The sequence below is a fragment of the Cyclobacterium plantarum genome (assembly GCF_011290685.1).
In the GTDB taxonomy this organism is placed as follows: Bacteria; Bacteroidota; Bacteroidia; order Cytophagales; family Cyclobacteriaceae; genus Cyclobacterium; species Cyclobacterium plantarum.
In genome coordinates this window covers 1-24,309 of sequence record NZ_JAANYN010000002.1, presented here as the reverse complement: position 1 = coordinate 24,309, position 24,309 = coordinate 1, and the positions used below count along the sequence as shown (strand labels likewise).

Annotated in this window: 16 protein-coding genes; 10 read left to right on the top strand and 6 right to left on the bottom strand. The window is 44.4% G+C overall.

Annotation, left to right across the window (positions count from 1 at the left end):
• Positions 1 to 47: 47 nt before the first annotated feature.
• Positions 48 to 269: a hypothetical protein gene (locus tag G9Q97_RS04265; protein WP_166143516.1), complete on the top strand. Its 222-nt coding sequence runs from the start codon at positions 48 to 50 to the stop codon at positions 267 to 269.
• A 206-nt stretch (positions 270 to 475) separates the two neighbouring features.
• Positions 476 to 1,576 (top strand): DUF4221 family protein, encoded by a 1,101-nt coding sequence (locus G9Q97_RS04260; RefSeq protein ID WP_166143514.1) that lies wholly within the window; start codon positions 476 to 478, stop codon positions 1,574 to 1,576.
• Between the two features lie 883 nt (positions 1,577 to 2,459).
• Here G9Q97_RS04260 and G9Q97_RS04255 read toward each other — a convergent pair.
• From G9Q97_RS04255 to G9Q97_RS04240, 4 genes are read right to left on the bottom strand one after another with little or no spacing between them, the layout of a single operon-like run.
• Positions 2,460 to 3,818: a Gfo/Idh/MocA family protein gene (locus G9Q97_RS04255; protein ID WP_166143512.1), complete on the bottom strand. Its 1,359-nt coding sequence runs from the start codon at positions 3,816 to 3,818 to the stop codon at positions 2,460 to 2,462.
• 49 nt (positions 3,819 to 3,867) lie between these two features.
• Positions 3,868 to 5,058: a mannonate dehydratase gene (gene uxuA / locus G9Q97_RS04250; RefSeq protein ID WP_246255410.1), complete on the bottom strand. Its 1,191-nt coding sequence runs from the start codon at positions 5,056 to 5,058 to the stop codon at positions 3,868 to 3,870.
• Complete coding sequence (locus G9Q97_RS04245) at positions 5,055 to 5,870, bottom strand: SDR family oxidoreductase (protein WP_166143510.1); 816 nt, start codon at positions 5,868 to 5,870, stop codon at positions 5,055 to 5,057. Before G9Q97_RS04245 ends, uxuA begins: the two co-directional genes overlap by 4 nt.
• 30 nt (positions 5,871 to 5,900) lie before the next feature.
• Positions 5,901 to 7,547, bottom strand: a complete 1,647-nt coding sequence (locus tag G9Q97_RS04240) for a UxaA family hydrolase (RefSeq protein WP_166143508.1) — start codon at positions 7,545 to 7,547, stop codon at positions 5,901 to 5,903.
• 141 nt (positions 7,548 to 7,688) lie between these two features.
• Between G9Q97_RS04240 and G9Q97_RS04235 the strand changes: the two genes are divergently transcribed.
• The 5 genes from G9Q97_RS04235 to G9Q97_RS04215 all read left to right on the top strand — a co-directional run bounded on the left by G9Q97_RS04235 (position 7,689) and on the right by G9Q97_RS04215 (position 13,333).
• Positions 7,689 to 8,684: a sugar kinase gene (locus G9Q97_RS04235; RefSeq protein WP_166143506.1), complete on the top strand. Its 996-nt coding sequence runs from the start codon at positions 7,689 to 7,691 to the stop codon at positions 8,682 to 8,684.
• A 70-nt stretch (positions 8,685 to 8,754) separates the two neighbouring features.
• A complete protein-coding gene (locus G9Q97_RS04230; protein ID WP_246255408.1) occupies positions 8,755 to 9,750 on the top strand; it encodes a TRAP transporter substrate-binding protein in 996 nt (331 codons plus the stop codon).
• Positions 9,751 to 9,753: 3 nt separating this feature from the next.
• Positions 9,754 to 10,239 carry a TRAP transporter small permease gene (locus G9Q97_RS04225; RefSeq protein WP_166143504.1) on the top strand — a complete coding sequence of 162 codons (486 nt, stop codon included), beginning with the start codon at positions 9,754 to 9,756 and terminating at the stop codon, positions 10,237 to 10,239.
• Between the two features lie 5 nt (positions 10,240 to 10,244).
• Positions 10,245 to 11,543 carry a TRAP transporter large permease gene (locus G9Q97_RS04220; RefSeq protein WP_166143502.1) on the top strand — a complete coding sequence of 433 codons (1,299 nt, stop codon included), beginning with the start codon at positions 10,245 to 10,247 and terminating at the stop codon, positions 11,541 to 11,543.
• Positions 11,544 to 12,013: 470 nt separating this feature from the next.
• Entirely contained in the window at positions 12,014 to 13,333 is a 1,320-nt protein-coding gene (locus tag G9Q97_RS04215; protein ID WP_166143500.1) for a hypothetical protein, read from the top strand.
• 130 nt (positions 13,334 to 13,463) lie between these two features.
• Here the strand turns inward: G9Q97_RS04215 and G9Q97_RS04210 are convergent, their stop codons facing one another.
• Together G9Q97_RS04210 and G9Q97_RS04205 are read right to left on the bottom strand one after the other, a co-directional pair.
• Positions 13,464 to 15,320 (bottom strand): RagB/SusD family nutrient uptake outer membrane protein, encoded by a 1,857-nt coding sequence (locus G9Q97_RS04210; protein ID WP_166143498.1) that lies wholly within the window; start codon positions 15,318 to 15,320, stop codon positions 13,464 to 13,466.
• 26 nt (positions 15,321 to 15,346) lie between these two features.
• Complete coding sequence (locus G9Q97_RS04205) at positions 15,347 to 18,514, bottom strand: SusC/RagA family TonB-linked outer membrane protein (RefSeq protein WP_246255406.1); 3,168 nt, start codon at positions 18,512 to 18,514, stop codon at positions 15,347 to 15,349.
• 558 nt (positions 18,515 to 19,072) lie between these two features.
• Between G9Q97_RS04205 and G9Q97_RS04200 the strand changes: the two genes are divergently transcribed.
• From G9Q97_RS04200 to G9Q97_RS04190, 3 genes are read left to right on the top strand one after another with little or no spacing between them, the layout of a single operon-like run.
• The gene (locus G9Q97_RS04200) at positions 19,073 to 22,123 is read left to right on the top strand and encodes a PSD1 and planctomycete cytochrome C domain-containing protein (RefSeq protein WP_317168716.1); all 3,051 of its coding nucleotides are present in this window, start codon (positions 19,073 to 19,075) and stop codon (positions 22,121 to 22,123) included.
• A 4-nt stretch (positions 22,124 to 22,127) separates the two neighbouring features.
• On the top strand, positions 22,128 to 23,567 hold the full coding sequence (locus G9Q97_RS04195) for a DUF1501 domain-containing protein (RefSeq protein ID WP_222851918.1): 1,440 nt from the start codon (positions 22,128 to 22,130) through the stop codon (positions 23,565 to 23,567).
• 2 nt (positions 23,568 to 23,569) lie between these two features.
• On the top strand, positions 23,570 to 24,022 hold the full coding sequence (locus tag G9Q97_RS04190; protein WP_166143496.1) for a DUF1569 domain-containing protein: 453 nt from the start codon (positions 23,570 to 23,572) through the stop codon (positions 24,020 to 24,022).
• Positions 24,023 to 24,309 lie beyond the last annotated feature (287 nt).

Below are 24,309 nucleotides of genomic sequence, written 5' to 3'. Positions count from 1 at the left end.
TTAATTTTTACGGATACTTTTCAACTTAAAAAGAATAAACTATCTTTATGGTTGTCAGATGGAGCAAAACGTCCTTTGTTTACCTCCCACCAGGCCCAGGAAAGTGGTCAACGGAAAGTCTTAGAATCATTGAAATGGTGGTGCGGGGCCTAAGCATTTTGAATTTATTCATTAGTATTCCTGATGACGAAGGTAAACGACCCGAAAACAACATTAATCAGCGTGCCCTTTTTCCTGATGCTTTGGGGGAAAAGGGGAGTAGTGCTTAAAATTAATCAGTCAAAGGAGGTACTCAATAAATGAAAGGCTGTAAAATGGAAGCACTTTAAACGTATGAGTAGTTGATATGAAAATCACTTAAACAAGAGAAGAAATGCCAAAGGTAAATTTCTATAGGATGGAGCTTATTAAAGTGCGTATACATTATCTGCGTAACTTGACTGGGTTATTTGGATTCAGGAATTGCAGTTATTTAATGTTTTTAGTACCATTTTTTCGCTCCTTTTCTTGCCAGGAGAGGAGTACCGAACAAGGTATTCAGGTCATTGAGTATTCAGTAGATACAGTTCTTATAGACTCAAAGGAACAAATATTGGGTGTTTCAGGGTATATGAATGTTTCCGACCTGGGTGATGATGAAAAATCCTTTTTCCTGTATAATCACCATGATCATTCCATTGACGAAATCGACCTGGATCGGAAAGTCTTTGTGAGATCCTTTCCCCTGGAAGTTGAAGGACCCAATGGGGTAGGTCAGCATATCTATGCTTTGCAGTCTTTGAAGGAGAACCTGCTGTTTCTAAAATCCATACCCTTCTCCTCAGTGATTGATAAAAATGGACGTGTAGTTCAAAAGGTCAATTGGCTTACAGCAAAGGATTCTGCAGGAGACCCATTTGGTGCTGTACCGCCGAGAATGGAGTTATTAGTGAACACCGGGGATTGGCGGGTGGTGGGAACCAATCTCGATTTTATGGAAAAGACGGCTTTTTTGGGAATCTTATCAGTCCTGGACAATAGGGTTAAAAATATCGATTTAGATCCAAAGGATTCCTTTACTGATTATTTTTTCAAAGCTGGCATTGTTCCCCGTCCCCCATGGGTATATCTCAATGCTGATGAGAACTATATTTATGTAACCCACCAATATTCTAATGAAATAATCCTCTTTAATCTAAGGGGTGAGCTTGTAAAAGTAGTTGACTACGAACCAAAACTGACGCCTAAAAGGGCTAAATTGCCGAAAATTTTAAATGGTACACGGGAGCAAATTAGCAAGGAGACAAGAAAACTTGGGGAACAAGTCAGTTATGAATCCCCGGTATGGGACAAAGTTAATAGGCGCTATTTTCGATTGTCCAAACAGTGGATTTATGGAGATGGATCTGATGAAACCGCAGCATACCCCAAGGCCAGGGTATTTTTATCGGTGCTTGATGCAGAATTTAACCTCGTTGGAGAAGTTGAACTCAAGGAGCAGTTTATAGCGAATTACAAGTATTTTGCCAAGGATGGGAAACTCTGGATAAGTCAGAATTTTTGGGATGAACTTGGATTTCTTGTCTTTGATCTGTGAGTTTAATGATTCTTTGTCTTTTTATCCTCATTTCGAATAAGCCCTATTGTATCCAGAAAGGATTGATAATCTTTTAATTTCAGTTGTTGCCATCACCTGCCGATAAGTAAAGAACAATATTGGTGTCTAAAATAATACTGTTCCCACTCATCTCTCATTTTTTTCTGAATCTCTAAAGAATTTTATTAATTAACCTTTTCCATATGCACGATCAAATGAGGTAAATCGGCAGGTATCCGGACTACCAGCCGTTTGGGGGAATGATGGATGGTTTCTTGCTTAAGTTGCAAAAAAATACCGGCGAATTTCCCCAGGAAAAGTAATGGGGATTATTGGAATAGGTCTGAATTTGAGTTTGCGCAGGCAGGGAGCTGAATGTCAAACATAGCAGTGCAATTAAGAAGAACCGGCTCATTTTTTTGGGAATCAGTTATAAGAAGGATGAAATCGAATTTTTCAGATAAATAAATCCCGGTAGCAATAAAATACATTTATCGCATTACCTTATTTCTTTATCAACAATTTGTCCCCAAAATACCCTGGTACCTGTATGTCAATACCCAAGCCCGCCTGCACCTTTGGGTGATGAACCGCTACGGTCGGTACCTGCAAAAACTTGGACCGCATGCAGCCCTTTTGCGCTGAAATGGTTGCTATTTACTTGCATTTACTGCACTTGTTCCTTGCTGGTAACTTTTACTGGAGCGTGTTTTCCTGATAGGGTTGGCTGATCTTGTGCGGGTTCGCATAATTGGAGAGAGTCGTCAAACTGGTACCGGTGATTTGCATGCGCTGTCATCCACGTTACCAAAAAGCGTGGGCAAAAAAAATCCCCGGCTGTACCGGGGATGGTTGGTGGTTTTTATTGAATAAAAAAAGCCGTCTATGCTTTTAATTTAGGCTCCCAGCCTTTTTCGTATTCTCGTTTCCAGAGCTTGCTGGCTTGTTTGCTATTTTTGATGTGCCCGTTAGAGGAATCGCATTCCAGGATTTCCCCGGTTCGGGAAGCGATATTCGCAAGGTGACACAGCAGCACACTTTTAGCACCTTCGTCTATGGGGCTGTTTTGTTCCTGTTTTCCACGGATGGCTTCAAAGAAATTGACCACGTGCAGGGTGGACATGTCGCCGCCACCGCCAAGGGCAGTTCCCGCCTCGCTACCACCGGACTCATTGGTTTTGACCACTTTTCCACTGCGGTCAAATTGTTTGTATCCGCCGCGGTCTACATATACCGAACCATCCGTACCATAGATAACCGTACCTCTTCCCGGTCCATAGGTGTTGTGGCCGTTTCGGCTTTTGCCATCCCACTGAATGGTGCGGTTACCGGAAAATTTAAATACCGCATCCATGGTATCATACATTTCCCATCCATCATTGGGCCAGTGGTATTTGCCGGAGTCGACCATTACTTTCTCTGGAAAATCTACCTGCAGGGCCCATCGGGCTACATCTATTTCGTGGGTGGCGTTGTTACCGGATTCTGCTGTTCCATAATCCCAGCCATACCAGTGCCAGTTGTAATTCCAGGTATCGTCGGTATATTCTCTTCTGGGGGCAGGCCCTTGAAACAGTTCCCAATCCAAACCTTGCGGCGGGGCTGCTTTTGTCTGGTTGGGGACTTCACCTCTGGCGGAGTTATAAAAGGCGGTAGCCTTGTATACATCACCTATGGCACCATCATGAATTGCTTTGATGATTTCAATACTTTCCGGTGCGGAGCGTTGCTGATTACCCATCTGTACCACTTTCCCGTATTGCTTTTGGTAAGCGACCAACAATTCTCCTTCATAGGGATTGTGGCTACATGGTTTTTCTACATATACATGCTTGCCAGCTTCCAGGGCCAACCAGGTTCCGGGCGCATGCCAGTGATCCGGGGTCGCGTTGATCAGTGCATCCACTTCCTGGTCTTCAATGACTTTCAGGATGCTGTTTTCCAGCTTTGGTTTGTAATCTATGTGTTTTTCAAAATTTTTAGCAGCCCTTTCTCGCTGGGATTGCATGACATCACACAAGTACATCAAATTTACATTACTGGACTTTAATCCAATCGGACTGTAGAATGCGCCCAATCTTCGGCCCAATCCGGCAATGGCGATATTTAATCGATCGTTTGCGCCAAGAATTTTGCCATAACTTTTGGCAGAAAATCCAACAGCTCCCAGGGCGGAAATGCCCATGGTGGTCATGGCGGATTTTTTGATAAAATCTCTTCTGCCATTTGTTTTCTCAATCATAATTATTATCAGGTTAGTTGATATGTTGACTTTGTTTTTTACTTTTTATTTAACCAAAAATACTTCTTGCCAGCCCAATTTCCAAACCCCTCAATTCAGCCAGACCCCTCAGTCTGCCTATGGCAGAATACCCGGGGTTGGTCACTTTTCCCAAATCATCCAACATCTGGTGGCCGTGATCCGGTCGCATCGGAAGCGATTTTCCCCGCTTTTGCTGCAGTTTGATAATGGCTTCTACCACATCTGCCATGGGTACATCACCTTCCAGGTGGTTGGCTTCATAAAAATTACCCTCCTCATCCCTCTGGGTGCTTCTCAGGTGGATAAAGTGTATGTAATCCCCATATTTTTCCACCATTTCCGGCAGTTTATTGTCAGCCCTCACCCCCAGCGAACCGGTACAAAAGGTAAATCCATTGTATGGACTGTCATTGCCCTTGAGGATTCGGTCATAGTCGGCGGCTGTACTGACCACCCTGGGTAGCCCAAAAATAGGGTAGGGGGGGTCGTCAGGATGAATGCAAAGGAAAACCTTGTTATCCTCTGCTACAGGTACAATCTCACTCAGAAAGGCATTCAAATTATTCCCCAAAGTAGCCGCATCTATACCATCATAAGTATTCAGGGCTTCCTGAAAATCTGCTACGGAATAGCCTGCCTCTGCTCCAGGCAGCCCGGCAATGATGGTGTTTACCAGTTTGTCCTTATCCTCACTGCTCAAGGACTCAAAATGCGTTTTTGCCATTTGAAGCATTTCTTCCGGGTAGTCCTTAGCTGCACCGGGACGTCTTAAAATGTGCACATCGAAAGCCGCAATGGCCTTCATTTCAAATCGCAAAGCCCGTGAGCCATCAGGTAACAGATAGGCCAGATTGGTCCTGGTCCAGTCAAGAATGGGCATAAAGTTATAACAAACGGTATGGATCCCTTCTGCTGCCAGGTTACGTATGCTGTCCTGATAATTTTTTATGTATTGTTCAAAATTTCCCGATCGGGTTTTGATGTTTTCGTGCACAGGTACACTTTCCACCACAGACCAGGAAAGACCTGCTGCTTCGATTAGCTTTTTGCGTTCCCGAATGGCTTCCCTGGGCCATACTTCCCCATTGGGAATCTGGTGCAGGGCAGTTACTATGCCAGTGGCACCCGATTGCCGGATATCGGCCAGACTTACCGGGTCATTGGGACCATACCAACGCATGGTCTGTTCCATCATTATTGGGTTATCGACTTTGCTCATACTCCTGAAAATGCACTGAAGCCCCCATCTACTTCGATTATGGTTCCTGTTACAAACTTTGACGCTTCGCTGCTCAGCCACTGCACCGCTCCGAAAAGTTCTTCTGGCTTACCAAATCTGGCCATGGGAGTGTGGTCCTTGATCAGCTTTCCTCTCTCAGTCAGGCTGCCATCCTTATTGGTCAGCAGGCGCTCATTTTGTGCGGTTAAAAAGAATCCCGGAGCCACTGCATTGACACGAATCCCTTCTCCGTATTTTTTAGCAAATTCTACCGACATCCATTTGGTCATGTTGTCAATGGCCGCTTTGGCGGAGGCATAACCCATTACCCTTGTCATTGGACGGCTGGCTGCCATGGAGGAAATATTGATGATAGAAGCTTTTTTATTTTTGATCAATAGCGGTAAGAAAACCTTGGTTGGCAAAAAAGTACCCATGTAATTCAGATCCATGATGGACTTGACCGCCTCTGAAGAAAGATCTGTAAAAAATTGATCTGGCATTACCGTGGCTCCCGGCATATTGCCACCTGCCGCATTGATCAGCCCGTCAATTTGATCGAAGGATTTTTCCAATTGCTCTTTGACCTGGATGACTTCTGCTTCATTGGTAACATCGGCTACTGCTGGAAAGGCAAAGCCTCCCTCATCCTTTATTTCTTTTACCAGGTCGTCCACTTTTTGTTGGTTACGGCCCAGGATGATCATCTGGGCACCTTCCCTGGCCAGGTGTTTGGCCATGGCTTTACCCAAAACTCCTGTACCTCCACTGATAATGATTACTTTGTTTTTTACTGAGAATAGTTGAGACATAATTCTAAAAACGTTATTGTTGGTATTTGACTAAAGAGAAACTCCCCTTTTCCAAGGTATAAAATCGTCCTGGTTTAACAAAACAGCTTTGGCCTGGACCTTTCCACTGGCCACCTGAATGATGTATTCCAATAATTCATCTCCCATTTCTTCAATGGTTTTTTCTCCGGAAATAATCCCTCCTGTATCCACGTCAATGATATCCGGCATCTTTTCGGCCAATTTATGGTTGGAAGAAACCTTGATGACAGGAGTTACCGGATTACCGGTAGGCGTGCCCAAACCGGTGGTGAAAAGAATGATGTTAGCTCCTGATCCGGCCATGGCAGTGGTACTCTCCACATCATTACCAGGTGAGCATAGCAAACTGAGTCCGGGTTTGGTAGCTATTTCGGTATAATCCAAAATATCTTCTATGGGTGAGGTGCCTCCTTTTTTTGCAGCGCCGGCTGATTTGATCGCATCGGTGATCAATCCATCCTTGATATTGCCGGGACTGGGATTCATGTCAAAGCCGGAGCCTACTGCTTCAGCAGATGCGGCATAAGCCCGCATGAGTTTTACAAATTTTTCCGCTTTCTCATCGCTGGTGCAGCGGTTGATCAATTCCTGCTCTACCCCGCACAATTCGGGAAATTCCGATAAAATGGTTTTACCTCCCAGGGCAGCCAGAATATCGGATACCTGCCCGAGGCTTGGATTGGCAGAGATCCCTGAAAATCCATCCGAGCCTCCACATTCCAAACCTATGGTTAGTTTACTGAGTGGAGCGGGTTCTCTTTTTAATTGATCTGCCTCAGCCATTCCTATAAAGGTAGACTGAATAGCACGGGTAAGCAACTGGGTTTCCGTTCCTTCTTCCTGCTGCTCCAGAATGATGACCGGCTTTTTAAAATCAGGATCTATTTTGGCCAGCTTTTCTTTCAGGATGGCCGGTTGGGCATTCTGGCAGCCCAAACTTAGGATGGTCGCCCCTGCCACATTGGGATTATTGATATAACCTGCAATAAGCGCACACAAGGCTTCTGAATCCTGCCGGGTTCCCCCACATCCTCCATTGTGGGTCAAAAATTTGATACCGTCGATATTTTTAAAAAGCTTTTGCTCTCCGCTTTGTTCTAAAGTCTCTATACCCACCTGCTGCAAACCTTCTTGGTTTCCCTGCAGATAAAGTTGCTTCATTTCTCTAACAAATGATTTATAGGGGTTGGGCCTGGCAAAGCCCAATTCTTCCACAAATGCCTGTTTCATGATGTCCACATTCCTGTTTTCGCAAAATACAAGCGGAACCACCAGCCAGTAATTGGCCGTACCCACCTGTCCATCAGGTCGGTGGTAGCCATCAAAGGTCCTGTTTTTCCAGGAGCTGACATCAGGTGCTTTCCAGGAAAAGGGCTTTCTTTTACCGGTATAGGGGGCTGTTTGGTGCGCAATGTTTTCGGTGGTAATTACCTCGCCTTTGGCTATCGGGATTACCGCTTTTCCTACAATAATGCCATACATGTATATTTTATCCTCCGGATCCATCTTTTGCATGGTAAATTTGTGTTTGGCAGGAACATGGCTGGCCAGCAGGATTTCTTTTCCCTCGAACTGGACCTTTTCACCTTTCTTTAAGTCGGTTAGGGCCACCAGAACATTGTCTTCAGGATGAATTCGTAAAACTTTATGCAACATTTCGAATATTTGATTATCTTGAGCAATCGATTGCACAATTTAGAAATAAATTAAAAGAAAAGAGGCGAAGGGCTTCTTTTTTTTTAAATCACGGTTAAATTTGACGGATAAACAACAGCTACCAAATAACCAAAAAGGTAAATGCGTAAACGGATAGTCACTTTAGGGGAGGTCATGATGCGGTTTTCTACCCCGGGACACGAAAGGTTTATTCAGGCCAGGAATTATGATGCGGAGTTTGGCGGTTCCGAAGCCAATGTGGGTGTTTCCCTGGCATATTGGCATCAGGATGTGTCCCTGATCAGTGCCTTACCTGCGAATGATATGGGGAGGGCAGCACTTCGCTTTCTGAAAACCGCTGGCATTGATACTTCCTACATAGATACCCAAGAGGGCCGGATGGGTTTGTATTTTTTGGAAAATGGGGCCATGCAACGGTCATCAAAAATCATCTATGACAGGTTTGACTCCGTTTTTTCTCATCATGATGGACAAAATATGGATTGGGACCAGGTTTTCAAAGGGGTGGACTGGTTTCATTGGTCAGGAATTACCCCTGCCGTATCTGCCAAGGCTGCTTCATTGTGCTTAAAGGTGCTTCAGGCTGCCAAAAGGAACGGTGTGATGGTCAGCGGAGACATCAATTACAGGAGAAATTTATGGCGATATGGCAAGTCACCATTGGATATCATGCCTGAATTGATTGCGCATAGTCAGGTAATCATTGCCGGTTTGACGGATTTGGCCAACTGTATGGATATCCATGAATCGGACTTTGCGTATGCCTGTGAAAAAGCAAAAGCACTGTGTCCATCTATTCAACTTGTTGCCACCACAGAGAGGGATTCACTTTCGGCTTCCCATAATAAATTGAAAGGCACCTTGTGGACCGAGGAAAGATTGATACAATCCAAAACATATGACATGCCCAATATCGTGGACAGAATTGGCGGTGGTGATGCTTTTATGGCAGGACTGATTTATGGGTTAATGCACCGAAACAAAGAGCAAGCCCTTGAATTTGCCGTTGCCGCATCCGTTTTAAAACATTCTGTTCCCGGGGATGCTAATTTTGTATCTGTCGAAGAAGTGGATCAGCTGGTAAAAGGGGAAAATGTAGGTAGATTGTTGCGCTGATCCAGAAATACAAAGTAAAAAAACAGTATGTTGTACAATTAATGAAAACCAAAATAATTCCACAATAAGTATGTTGAAAGTTATCATGAATAAATCCGTAAGTTATCTGGGGATGCTGTTTCTTGCAGCTATTTTAATAGGTTGTTCCAAACCAGGCGGAGTAAGGATATTGAAACTTGGGCATGGACTGGATACGAGTCATCCAGTACATGAAGCTATGTTATATTTGGCGGAAAAGGCCAAAGAGAAATCCGACGGGAAAATGATTGTGCAGGTTTACCCCAACCAGCAGTTGGGCACGGAAAGGGAATTGGTAGAGCTGTTGCAAATCGGGAGTCTTTCCATGACCAAAGTATCTACTGCAGCCATGGAGGGATTTGCGCCAGAAATAAAGATACTTGGGCAGCCTTACCTTTTCAGGGATGATGCGCACCAGGCAAGGGTTTTGGAAGGTCCAATTGGTGAGCAATTACTGGCCGCAGGAGAAAAATACTGGCTGAAGGGACTCTGTTTCTATGATGCGGGCAAAAGAAGTTTTTATACCATCAATACCCCTGTAGAAAAGCCTGAAGATATTCAGGGCCTCAAAGTAAGGGTAATGGAAAGTCCTACTGCAGTAAATATGGTCCAGAGTTTTGGGGGATCACCTACTCCGGTATCGTTTGGTGAACTTTATACCGCATTACAACAGGGGATCGTAGATGGCGCAGAGAACAATCCACCGAGTCTGGTGACTTCCCGGCATTATGAAGTATGTAAGTACTATTCCCTTAACGAACATACGGCCATTCCGGATATGATGATCGTCAGTACCAAGGTATGGGATATATTATCGGAAGAAGAAAAGATTTGGCTTCAGGAAGCAGCTGACGAATCAGCAGTTTATCAATTCAAACTTTGGGAAGAGTCTGTAGCAGAATCCATGAGGATACTGGAGGAAGCCGGGGTTAATATTTCCTATCCCGACAAGGAACCTTTCAGGAAGGCAGCTGAAAAGGTCTATGAGACCATGAAAATTAATGATCCCGAAATGTATGCCTTGGTGGAAAAAATCAGAGAATATTGAAATATGGAGAATTATAAAGTAAAAATCGATAAAGGGGTTGCCATTTTGTTGATGATCATTATGGGAGCCATGGTATTGAATGTGAGTTGGCAGGTTTTTTCCCGGTATGTCATCCAATCGCCAAGTTCATTTACAGATGAATTATCCAGATACCTACTGGTATGGCTGGGTATGCTGGGGGCTGCGTATGTAGCCGGTCAGGACAACCACCTGGCCATAGACCTGCTGCCCACCAAGCTGAAGGGAGAAGCACATAGAAAATTAATGATTTTGATCCGGGTGGTGATCGTGCTTTTTGTCCTTCCTGTCATGATTCTGGGAGGGGCCAACCTGGTTTTTATCACCTATACCCTGGAGCAAAAATCAGCTACGCTTCAACTGCCCCTTGCCTATGTCTACACCATGATCCCCCTGAGCGGTCTTTTGGTACTTTTTTACCAATTGGTAGGCCTGAAAACCTTAATGAATAAATCAAAAGCCCAAATTTAATCGAAATGGAAGAATATTTAAGTATACTCATATTAGTAGTCAGTTTCATTACCCTGATGGGCATTGGGGTACCGGTAGCCTGGGCACTGGGCTTTTCCAGTTTTTTGACCCTTACCGTTACCATTGCCACAGTACCTTCCGCCACCACCATCGCCCAAAGAATGGGGGTGGGTTTGGATAGTTTTGCCCTCCTGGCCATTCCTTTTTTTATCCTTGCAGGAGAGATCATGAATAAGGGAGGCATTGCCAACCGGTTAATTAACCTGGCCAAAGCCATGACTGGACGCTTGCCTGGTGGATTGTTATATGTAAATGTGATTGCCGCCATGCTCTTTGGTGCCATTGCAGGTTCTGCTGCTGCGGCAGCTTCGGCTATTGGTGGGATTTTGGGGCCAAGAATGGAAAAAGAGGGCTACCCAAGAGAGTTGGGCGCTGCAGTCAACATTACATCTTCCACTACAGGATTGATCATACCGCCTTCAAATGTACTGATCGTATATTCCCTGGCCAGTGGAGGAGTATCTATTGCTGCCTTATTTGTGGCAGGCTATATTCCGGGATTGCTCATTGGTATGTTTTTGATGATCACAGCTGCTATATTTATTAAAAAACACAATCTTAAGGGAGGGGAAATCACCAGCCTGAAGGAACTGTCAAAAAAGTTTCTGGCAGCTTTCCCCAGCTTGATGCTTTTGGTTGTGGTAATAGGAGGTATTGTAATCGGCGTTTTCACAGCAACAGAGGCATCGGCCATAGCGGTGATTTACACCCTGGTCTTGTCTTTTATTTATGGAGAAATCAAAATAAAGGACCTTCCTGGCGTTTTGTTGAAATCTTCTGAAACAACAGCCATTGTGATGTTGCTCATCGCTACTTCCATGAGCATGTCCTGGGCCATGTCCAGCGAGAACATTCCTCAGTCCATAAGTGCTGCCTTATTGGCTCTTAGTGACAATAAATTCGTAATTCTGATCATGATTAACCTGATCCTGTTGTTTGTAGGGACCTTTATGGACATGACTCCCGCAGTACTTATTTTTACGCCGATTTTTCTTCCGGCTGTAGTTACATTGGGCATTGATCCGGTACACTTTGGGATCATGATGGTACTAAACCTTTGTATAGGAATCTGTACCCCACCGGTGGGCTCCGTGTTGTTTATAGGAGTAGGGGTGGCCAGAACCAGTATTGCCAAGGTATTTCTTCCCTTGTTACCTTTTTTCCTGGCCATGATTCTCGGATTGCTGGTGATTACACTCGTTCCGGAGCTGACGCTGTGGCTTCCCGGTTTATTTGGATTATAAAAATGCGTTCGAATCAATCAAAAGCCGCTGAATAATTTTTTTCCAGCGGCTTTTTTAGTTTTTCATAAAAAGTCCGTTTCGGGTGGGGGACTAATGGCTATGTTAACTTAATTTTGAAGGACCTGACCGTGCATTTTATGTATTACGGAAGGATGAGGTGTTGGAAGAGGAACAGGATTTTATTACGATTTACCCTGTGCGGATGGTTCAGAAATAAATTTTGCGGTATAAGCATTGTTGCTTGTTGTTTTACGCAAATTGCCTCATTTCTGGTAAAAGGCTGGAATACGCTCTATGGATTCCGGGGAAAATAAATGGTGGAATTTTTGAGGTCTGTGTTAGGAGTTGTATTAAAATGGAAATGCATGGATCGGTAATAGGTATGAATGCCCTTTCAAAACCAAATAAAAATCGCCTTTTTCTAAAAATAATTTCTAATTTAGGAGCCTTAGCCTTTACCAAATAAATCCATGAAACTATCCATCAGCACCTTCTTTGGTGACTTTCAAATTCCTTTACTTGCCCTGACAATTGTAGGGTTTCTTTTTTGCAGCGGATGCCAGGCGGAAAAAGATCAGGCCGCTTCAGCCTTTTCCCTGCAAATAGAGCAACTTACTTCAGGCACAAAGCATCATTTTTTTGGTTATATCGGGCAATGCCAGACCATACCCTGGAATGAATCGGGGCAATACATCCTGGGAATGGAGATTGACACCATCAGCCGGATGCCCGGACCAGATGAACCTGCGACGATTTTTGTAATAGACACAGAGGATGAAAACAACATTATTCCCCTTGATCAAACCTACGCCTGGAATCCACAACAGGGAACCATGTTTTACTGGAATCCTCTAGCTCCTGAAACTCAATTTTTTTTCAATGACAGAGATCTCGAAACAGGTAAAATTTTCACTGTAATTTATGACATTAGGGAAAGGAAACGTATAAAGGAATACCGGTATGAAGACAGTCCTATTGCAAACGGTGGTGTTGCTGCCAACGGATCGGCCTGGCTAGGAATAAATTATGGAAGACTTGCCAGATTGAGGCCTGTAACTGGTTATCCCGGAGTGCCAGACTGGTCTGAAGAAGAAATTGCCCCAAAAAACGATGGGATTTTTACAGTTGATGTGAAAACCAGCGAAAAGAAATTATTGGTTTCTTACCATCAATTAGATGAAAAGATCAGAGAATCAAATCCGGATTTGCAGCACAGCGGTCTCTTTATCAACCATACGCTTTGGAACAGAAATAGTGACCGAATTTATTTTTTTGCCCGTGCCGGATGGGGTCCGGGAGATGACAGTAGCAATCGGGTTAATGTTCCAATTACCATCAATTCAGATGGAACGGGGTTAACCTTCCATAGTATTTTTGTTGGGGGACACCCGGAATGGGATGAAGGAAATATTCTGATAGGAAGCGCCCCTGATGATTTGGGGAAGAAAAGGCAAGTGCTATACGATGTGGAGCATAAGCAAATCCAGGGATACATGGGTGACTCAGTTTTGTTTCCCAACCCGGAAGGAGATATTTCCCTTTCTCCGGATGCGAATTGGTTTGCAAACGGATTTGGAAAAAATGGTAAGAACTATTATACCATTTTAAGGCGAAATGATGGTGTATGGGCCAAAAGTGAAGGGATTGATAAAGGAGATTTCAGCGGTGATATCCGGATAGATCCTGCACCTAGATGGAACCGTACCAATGATGCCATTCTGGTTCCCGGAATTGCTCCCAATGGGACCAGGCAGATGTTTCTGATACAAGTATTGTCGAACAAAATTTAATAATATTTTTTTTCTGATATCAGTTCAAAATCAGGTAACTACATTTCACCAATAGGAGGAAATGGTTGCTGACATATAAAAAAAACCCGGAAGGAATTTCCGGGTTTTTGTAATTGTGAATAGGCTGATTTTAATCTTCTGTACTGCTGTGGTTTCCATCTACCGTGGTAAGTGGTGGAACATTGTTTTCGAAACCTGAGTATCCTTTGTTTTGATTAATAATACCCTGAGTATTGGTATTGATGGCATCGGCAGGAACAGGCCATAGCACATGGTAAGGGCTATAGGTATACGTATCTCCATGGCGTGTAAATACCCCTTTGTTGTAGAAGTCGGTAAATTCCATGATCCTGTCATACAGGAAATTTTCTTCGGAGAAGTTATCTATGGAATAGGTTTTTCCATTGTAGGCTTGAATACCGGTATTGGCAAAAATATAAGCCATACGGGTCAGTTCCGTTTTTCTGGGTTCTTCATAGTAGAGTTCTCTCGCTCTTTCATCCAGAATAGTCCCTATGTTCATCTCTTCAGGACCATATGGGGCGGCTCCGGCACGTGTTCTCACCGCATTTACATCTGCAGCAGCATTGGCCATATCCCCCTTCCATACATAGGCTTCAGCCCGAAGAAGATAAGTTTCTGCCAGTCGGAATATGTACCAGTCACTATGTCCACCAGAAGGTCGGATATTTTGAGGTTCGGGAACGAATACCTTGTAGTGTGGCCAGGAAAACCAACTTCGGATGGTATCTACTACCAATACAGTACCTTCATCATTTCTGAATTGAAGCGGTTCTCCATAATACTCATCCCCAAGTTCGACCAGAGCTGGATTATTGTAGACCAGATCGGTCATGTCCATCCAGTTTCCGGGGGCATGTCTCAGGTCATTTTCATCGTCCCAAATCATGCTTTGGTGGTACCAGGTACCTCTCAGACGTCCAATGCCCCGACCATAGCGGGTTACATGGTCAATCTCTATGCCTGGTTGATCTATGGTTCCCCGGTTACCATTAGGCGTATTGATATTGGTGATCCAGAAGGGAACAGCCTGACGCATGGATGACATCCCGCCGGAATTTCCATCGGTATCCAATCTGTCCATTACCATCAATATGGCTTCGGTATTGGCGTTCAAGGATTTGTTTTCAGGACGATGCAAGTCCCAGATCAGGTTTCTGTCCGGGTCGTTACCGGTAGAACCAAATCTTTCTGTCATAAGGGCATGGGTACCTCCGTCAATCAGGCGACTCGCAGAAGCAATGGCATCATCAAATTCACCCAGGGCAAGGTTTACCTTGGTTAGCAGGTGTTGAATGGCTCCCTTTGGAACTTGTCCGCGGTCCATTACTTCCGGAACCCAGGGCTCTGCCCACTCCAGGTCTTCCTTCATTTTCCGGAGGATGACTTCTCTATCTGTGGAATAAAAATCAAGCCTGGGCTCAAGGATTTCTTCCAGAATCAAAGGCACATCTCCGAACTGATTGGTTAGCCGGTAATAGCGCAGTGCACGGTGAAAATAAGCAGTACCCAGAATGTGGTTGCGTTCAGCCTCCGATTCGTAATCAGTAGGATCATCGATCCTGGAGATAACCGTATTGGCGTATTTAATGCCTTTAAACCCTTCATACCAATACCAGCCAATTTTGTTGGTGTTGACACTGTTCAGGTTGGCATCAGGCGTGATCAGCAGGTTCATGTCCTGTGCAGGTCCGGATTTATCCGTGGTACCCTCAACAGCCACTTCAGTGAATATGTGCTCCGTTAATATGGGAGGTCCGTCACCGGTATACTCGTGACGCATGTTGCGTTCACAGGCTACCAATGCTCCCCAGAGTCCACTGGCAGCGTTAAAGGTGTTTTCCGGTGCGTAAAAGGAGAGCGGCTTGGGCTCCAACCAGGATTCATCACATCCTGTGGTAGTTAACATCATACCTGAAGCCAGCAGGCCCAAGTAAAATGAAGATCTTTTTATGTTTATTCTCATGATTAATTCTTTTAAATAGTCAACCATTAAAGCGTCAAATCAAGTCCCAGGGTAAAAATCCTTGGGGTTGGTCCGCCAGACTCTGGGTCCCAGAAGTTCATTTCAGGGGCGTAAAAGCCAACGTTGCGAACATTCATGTACAGCCTTAAATTCTCAATTTTTGCCCTTTCCAGAATGGTTTGAGGAACTGTATAGGCCATGGAAATATTTTCCAACCTTACGAAAGACCTGCTTTGGTACACATTGAATCCGCCGGCACCGCCTTCACTGGAATACAATCTAGCCCATTCATTGCTGGGATTTTCCTCGGTCCAATAAGGAAGAATATAGGAATTGGATCGGTCCAGAAAGCCTTGTCGGTTTTTCCTCTGGTTAAAAGTTCCAATATGGCCCAAATAGGCATACATCATGAAGGATACATCAAAATTTTTCCAAATTTTAAATTCATTTCTCCAACTCCACCTTGACCTGGGTTCAGAGAATCCCAGAAACTGCCTGTCGGCATTGGTGTATAATCCGTCTTCATTGACATCTTCGATTTTAAAATCGCCTGGCTTTACCCCATAATCGCTGGCCTCATCGGCTTCGGGCGTTTGCCAAATGCCATCGGTTTTGTAATCCCATACAGCATCTATGGCCCGGTCTATAAACCAACGGTTACCGATATCGTCCAATTCTTCCCCATTCTCATCCAGGTCACCGTATAGGCTGACAATGCGGTTACGGTTCATTTGGAAATTAAGGCTGGTCCGCCAGGTCACATTGGAGCGGTTTACCAAGAGGCTGTTTAAGCTGACTTCGACACCCCGGTTTCTTACTTCACCCAGGTTGTCATACACAAAATTAAATCCCAGAATATCCGGAAGACTTCTTTCTACCAAAAGGTCAGTGGTGGACATGTCATATACTTCAATGGTACCATCCAGTATACTGTTGAACAAGGAGAAATCCAGTCCCAGGTTGGTGGAAGTGGTTTTTTCCCAGCGCAGGTTTGCATTTTGCATGGTGTTTACATACAACTGGCTGACAAAATACAATTCCCCACTGGGTCTTTGGTAGAAGTATTTTCCGGTCTGCAAATCCGACAGGGCCGCATAGCGACCTATGTCCCGGTTACCATTTACTCCCCATGAAGCCCTTAACTTACCATAGTCAAGCCAGGGAATATTGACGAAGTCTTCATCCGTAAATACCCAGCCAAAAGCCGCTGAAGTAAAGGTAGCTCTTGGATTACTTTGGCCAAAGGCAGAATATCCATCCCTTCTAACGGAAAGGGTGGTGATGTATTTGTCGGATAAGGTATAAATCACCCTTCCCATCAATGCATCGGCGGTATGCTGCTGATCATTGCTTGAAATGATGGGATTGATACCCGCGCCGATATTGTGGTAACCCAATCGGTCATGTGGCTCGAAACCAACATTTTGCATGGAATTGTCCCAACTCTGGAATTTTTCCGCATTAGCCAAAAGTGTCACATCGAAATTATGGATGTTGTTGAAATTTTTATTCCAGCTCAGGATATTATCCACCTGCCAGAAATACACTTTTCTTTGTTGCCTGCTGGCCCTTCCGCCCATGTTTTCAAAATCCTGATGGGCAGCCATTTCATGGTTGTATCGCTCATAGAATTCATACCTGGGAGTGAAATTCGTTCTGAACTTGATACCAAAGGGCAGTTCTATAGCTGCAAATAGGGTAGAGTTGATGGTGGTTTCCTTTTGCAGGCGATCGGTAAAGCTGGGTGTATAATAAGGATGGCGACCACCACTTACCTCTTCATTTGGCCTGAACCTCAGACTGACACCATCTTCAAGAAATGGTTCACCCCATGGAGATAGGTTGGTCATATCTCCCCAGTTTACAGGGATCTGGCTTTCATCCCTGTCCGCAAATTGGGTGTTCATTCCTACGGTTAACCATTCGTTGACATTCCCCTCTATGTTGAACCGGCTTCTGACGGTAGTAAATTTATCCCCAACGACAAGCCCTTCGTTGTCCAGGTAACCCATGGACCAATAATACCTAAAGTCTTCACTTCTACCAGAAAGGCTGACAGTATGATCCTGGCGCAGGCCATTCTGAAACATCATATTGTACCAATTTACACTTTCCCCCGCTTTGTAGTTGGCTATTTCCAGAGGTTGCATGTTCAGTCTTTGCAACCAGACTGTTTCCGGGTCGCCATCAGAACCGTCATAATTCAACCAGGTTTCCAAAGAAATGTCAGAAGGGAGGGTGTTGGGATTGGAAAAGCGGTAAGGTTCGAATCCTCCGGCGTTGATACTTTCCATCACATCTTCCCTCCAGGACAAAAAGCCCTGAGGACCGTAAACAGGCTCATTTTTGGCCATGGTAGCCATTCCCCAGTTGGTATTGATTTTAACCTGAGGTTTGCCTAAAGCTCCCTTTTTGGTGTTGACCAACACAACCCCGTTGGCCGCTTTTGCTCCAAACACAGCCGCCGAGCTGGCATCTTTCAGCACATCGATGCTTTCGATATCATTTGGGTTGATATCCGCTAACTGCCCATAATAAATGGCCCCATCCAATACGATTAGCGGACTTGACCCGGCATTGAGTGAAGTTCTACCCCTCACTTCCAGGCTACCACCACCTTTTGCATCCGTATTCAAACCAACATTCAGACCGGCAATGTTACCCCGAAGTACATCCTGTACTGAATTGGGGTTTTCATTTTCCAGCCGGGTAGCGGTAACAGAAGAAACCGCTCCGGTTAAATCTCTTTTCCTTGCCGTACCATAACCAATGACGACCACCTCTTCCAGAGAAGCGGTATCCATTAGAAGTGTGACATTGATTTCGGATTGGTTTCCTACGGTTATAGTTTGTGATACAAATCCAACATAGGAAAAGGTCAAATCCGCCCCTTCTGGTACCGACAAGGAATAACTGCCATCAATGTCCGTCACAGTGCCTGTTCCGGTTCCGGCTATAAAAACAGTAACGCCCGGAATTCCTTCGCCGGATTCATCGGTGACCACACCCGATACGGTAACGTCTTCCGCCCTGGGATTCGCCAAAAGGCGGGTTTCCTCCCGGGGCTTCTCAAATGGCTCATTTTTAGCCATGTTTGCCGCAAAAGTGTTTGCGGCAAACAACAGGCTGAGACAAAGACCAAGACCTAAATGGCCTATCCCTTTGACGCCTGACATTTGTAAGCATTCTTTCATTTTTTTTGGGTTAGAATTAATGAATAATTGTTTTGTTTTCAGGCTTTTGACCCTGTATATCAGCTTGAAAAATATTCCTATCCAAGCCAATAATCGCCTAACATAAGGATATTTTATAGACAATGCAATCGGTTTCATTAATATAATAATGGGTTGCGATAAAAAATTATATTTTTATTATGCAATAAATAAGTAAAACACAGAATTTAATTTTTTAAAAATTATAAGAAAAATTTAGGATTTTAAATGGGATGCCCGATTGGGAGCATCTTTCGAAATATGTTTTGGAAATTAGGGCAACAGCCCTTTAAAAATAATTATTTTTATTGTATTTTTTTTATTAAAAAAAAGTAAAAAATAAATAAAAGTGAATTAAATATAGCTTTTATAATTTATTTGGTTGAATGGTAATTTAAGTCAAGATAATAACTACACTCAAAAGGTTACCGGAATGAGAGATTTTGTACCATTGCCTTAAAGGGATAAATCTAACCAATTGTTTAAATTTTTAGCTATGGTTATTGAAATTGTTGTTAATATCACTAAATTTAAAATAAAGTGTTTCAATTCGTTTTGAAGGGTATGTTATTGTATGTTATATGGAAGAAGTGGATGCAGGTCTTTGGTCTGACTTTGATTTTATGCACAGGACTGTTGGTATATTTTTCCTGTCAACCAAATCAATTGAAGGAGGAGATCCCTGCCCAGGTGGACTTCAATTTCCATATTAAGCCCATTTTGGTACAAAAATGTTATTTGTGCCATGGGCCGGATCCCAGCAGCAGGGAGGCGGGATTGCGGCTGGATCTGGCAGAAGGGGCAACCAAACTTTTAGAAAGTGGACATGCAGCCATTGTACCCGGATCTGTGTCCAAGAGTGCTTTGCTGGACCGCATTACCCAAAATGACCCTGAACTGAGAATGCCTCCACCTTCATCCAAAATGGAGTTGACTGAGAAGGAGATCGAATTGTTGAAAAAATGGATCAATCAGGGAGCAGATTACCAGCCGCACTGGTCTTTTATACCCGCTCAATCTGAGCGGGTATCTACTAATACAGCTACCCATCAGCGTATAGATGAATTTATCAATGAAAAAATTCAGGGCATGGGACTGGAGGTCAGCGAAATAGCGGATAAATACACCTTGCTCAAAAGACTGTCTTTTGTGTTGACAGGGTTGCCCCCTGACCCGGAAACCATCAAGGCATTTGTTTCGGATAGTAGGCCGGATGCCTATGAACGAATGGTGGACCATTACCTGGATAGTCCTGCTTATGGAGAAAAATGGGCCAGCCACTGGATGGATGTGGTCCGCTATGCAGAAACCAAAGGGCATGAATTTGATTTTGCCATACAGGGCGCATGGAGGTACAGGGATTATTTGATCCGGGCTTTCAATGCGGATTTGCCCTACGACCAAATGGTGAAAGAGCATTTGATGGGAGACCTGATGCCGGCACCGAGGCTGGATCCCGAGTCCGGCCAGAATGAATCTGTCTTAGGTACCCTGTTTTTGACCATGACAGAGGGAACCCACAGTCCCGTGGATACCAAAAAAGATGAAGCCGATCGCATTGACAACATGATTGATGTGATCGGGAAAAGTTTTCAGGGACTTACCGTCGCCTGCGCAAGGTGTCACGACCACAAGTTTGACCCCATTCCGACTTCGGATTACTATGCCATGTACGGGATTTTGGGTAGTACCCGTTTTAGCCCTGTTCCTTTAGGGGATACCCAAAAAAAGGCCACTCAAATTAAAGAAGTCCAGCGGATAAAAAGCCAAATCAAGGAAATGCTGGCTACCTCCTGGGACACAGAAACGCAGGATTCCGTACCGGCGTTTTTGGTAAATGATCATCAACCCGCAGGAGAAAGTAAAGCTGCTGCCTTTGTTAAGGTATTGGGTGATTTTAGGGGACAGGATTTTCAGGGTTGGATGCCCGATGGTTGGGCTTTTGGGCAGACGACCACGCTAGGGGACCCAATGGTGCAGAAGAAAACCCGGGAAATATCTGGTTTGCAATTGGGAATGGCATCAAGCCGGAAATATGGGACAGGAATATTCGGAGCACTTCGTTCCCCTGATTTTAAATTAAACCACAAGTATTTGGGTGTAAGGGCAAGAGGAAAGGGGGCAAGTATACGCCTTGTCATGGATAATTTTCAATTGATCAGTTATCCGATTTATGGTGGGCTTGATCAAAAAGTAAATGAAGAGGAATGGAAAAATTACGTTTTTGACGTAGGGGATTGGCAGGGGCACGAAGCCTATTTGGAGATACTGCCTGGCAGCTACGTACGCCATCAATACCAACAAGATCAGGACGCCTATATCGAAGCAGCTTATGCCATCGCTTATGATGAATCCTGGTATGAACCTGCACTGGATAGCAAACGACCTGCATATTCCCTTTCCGGCATGGTCGGCAACTGGCAGGCTGGAAAAAGTACAGCAGCAGAAGTGGCCGAACTCAACGAAAAGATATCAAGCGGTGAATTAGTAATTGATTTTCCGGAATTACGTCAATTGATCTTGAGAAAGGACCTCCTCCTTGCTTCCGTTAAAGACACTTTATTTTTTCAGGGGGTAACAGATGGTTTTGCCAGAGAAAGCCCCGTATTTAAAAGGGGTAATCATTTAGATACAGAAAACCAGGTTGTTGAAAGGAATTTTCTTTCGGAAATATTGGAATGGCAGGAACCTATTGAAGGAAGAGGAAGCGGAAGAATCGAAATGACAGCAACGATTCTTGATGCTCAAAATCCTTTGACGGCAAGGGTGATGGTGAATCGGCTGTGGCACCATGTGTTTGGGAGGGGGCTTGTGGAGACAGTGGACAATTTTGGGCTGCAGGGTAAACTTCCCAGCCATCCTGAATTGCTTGATTTCCTTGCCATAAAATTTAAGGAAGAAAACTGGTCAGTAAAGAAAATGATAAAGTCCCTGGTCATGACATCGGCCTTCCAAAGGAGTACACGGGCAACAGACAGTATCGAAGACCCTGATAATTATTATTTGGCCCGTTATCCGGTAAGACGTTTGGAGGCGGAAGCCATAAGAGACGCCATGCTATCGGCATCGGGAGCCTTGGACACTACCCTTTACGGACCGCCAGTACCCGTATATTTAACATCCTTTATGCAGGGTAGGGGAAGACCGGGGAAATCCGGTCCTTTGGATGGAGCAGGCCGCAGGTCCATTTATCTTGAGGTCAGGAGGAACTTTCTGGACAGGATGATGACTGCTTTTGACCGGCCTACTCCTTTTACCACTTTTGGAAAACGTGACGTGACCAATGTCCCGGCGCAGTCTCTTTTTTTAATGAACGACCCTTTTGTAGCCGAACAGGCAGAAGTAATGGCAAAAAACCTGGTTTCGGCAACTGGATCAAATCCGGAGCAACGGATTAATGAAGCTTACCTGCGGGCTTTTGCCCGGCCTGCTTCCGATTTTGAACGGGAAGAGGGCCTGGCATTTATTGGTGAAATTGAACTTTCACTGGAATCAGCTGAAGGTATTTCGGCCGAAGAAAAACAAGTTCAGGTTTGGAAGGAGTATTGCCATGCACTGTTCAATATGAAATCATTTATCTACTTAATGTAATCCCATGAATAAGCATAAACCCCTGATGAATCAGCCACTTAGCCGCAGAAAGATGCTCGAAATCTGCAGGTGTGGATTTGGGTCAATGGCTTTGATGGGCATGATGGGTTCCATTGTATCTGCATGCAAATCCACGGATAAAAGTTCCCGGGATTTGTTGTCCAAATTGGCACATGCTCCCCACCATTTGCCCAAAGCTAAAAACATCATTTTTCTATATATGGATGGTGGCGTTTCTCAGGTGGATTCCTTTGATCCCAAGCCCCGCCTGGCCAGGGAGAATGGACAGGATCCAAAGTTCAAGATAGATGCTACTCAGTTTAACAATAACGGAAAAATCCTTCAAAGTCCCTGGGCTTTCAAAAGATATGGTGAATCCGGTATGGAAGTGAGCGAACTCTTTCCTCATATAGCCTCTTGTGTGGATGATTTGGCCCTGATCCGGTCGATGGTATCCAATTTTCCTGAACATACCAATGCAAATTATTTTTTACATACGGGAAGCGGGTTGCAGGGTCGGCCAAGCATGGGTGCCTGGGTCAATTACGGCTTGGGGTCGGAAAACAGTAATTTGCCGGGATATGTGGTCCTGGATGGAGGTTTGGTACCTCCCGGAGGGGTGGATAATTTTAAAAATGGATTTTTGCCTGCTGACTTTCAGGCCTCCATCATGAAAACAGGTGACACCCCTGTAGCCAATATCAAGTCCGACAGCAGCCTTTCCGCTCATCAAAGAAAAAAATTGGATTTTATCCAGCAGATGGACCAAAGAAACCGGGATAAATCGGATGAGTTGGAAGCGGCGATCCGGAATTATGAACTGGCCTATCAGATGCAGTCTTCCGTGCCTGAATTGACTGAGTTCCAATCCGAGACAAAAGCTACCCGGAATTTGTACGGCTTATATGATGAAGATCCCCATACCCGAAATTATGGTGCGCAATGCCTGATGGCCAGGAGATTGGTAGAAAGAGGGGTGAGGTTTGTGGAATTGACCTGCCCAAGCCTTGCTGGTATCGATCGCTGGGACCAACACCATGGCCTGAAGAATGGGCATGAGCGGAATGCGCATGCGGTAGACCAGCCCATTGCAGGCTTGTTGAAAGACCTGAAATCCAGAGGATTGCTGGAGGAAACCCTCGTAGTTTGGACCGGAGAATTTGGGCGTACCCCTTTTGCTCAGGGCCAGGATGGCCGGGACCACAATCCCTCAGCCTTCAGTATGTGGATGGCTGGAGCAGGGATCAGGGGAGGTACCATTTATGGACAAACAGATGAATACGGGTATAGGGTAGCCGAAAATCCGGTCACCATCCATGATCTGCACGCTACTATGCTGCACTTGCTTGGTGTGGATCACAAAATGCTTACGTACCACTTTGGGGGCAGGGATTTTAGATTGACAGATGTGCATGGTCATGTGGTCAAAGATGTTTTGGTATAGCGATGCGGCAAACGGTCCTGGATAAAACTGAAATAACCAAATTAATCAGACGTGTAAATTCTTTGTCTCCCGACAAACGGCCCTTCTGGGGTAAGATGAACGCTACAGAAATGCTCCACCATTGTAACTTGGCCAATCAGAGGATTTTATCCTGGAACAAACCCGTTAATCCGGGAACTTTTAAACAAAAATTCATGAAATTTTTAGTACTGCATGTACTTCCTGGTTTTCCGAGAAATGTCAAAACGGCAGCTCCGTTTGAGACCAGAGGGAAAATTAATACCCAGGCATTTGAGAATGAAAAAGAACTTTTTAAAACCGGTTTGTTGGAGTTTGCCAAACCAGGGAAAATTTTTTCGGCTCCCCATCCATATTTTGGTCCGTTAAATACCAGGGACTGGGGCCGCGTGGTATGGATGCATGTTGATCACCATTTGAGGCAGTTTGGCTTATAGGTTAGGTATCAAATGGTCCGTATCAATGATTCTATTTAGTTAACCATTGACTTAAGGAAAATTTGAGGTAGACTGCCATTCAAAATTTATTCTTAGTCAATTTCCTTATAAAGGAGAACTATTTTCAAATTAATTTCCCAGGATCCCAATTTTTGAGCTTTACTTAAAAAGGAAAGTTTTAAATATATTGGCAATCAGTTTATAAAATTTTTGAACTAGGCGTATGATAAATAAAATTCTTTGTAAGGGTATGGTGGTTTTTCTACCATTCTTTTCATGAGGTTTTC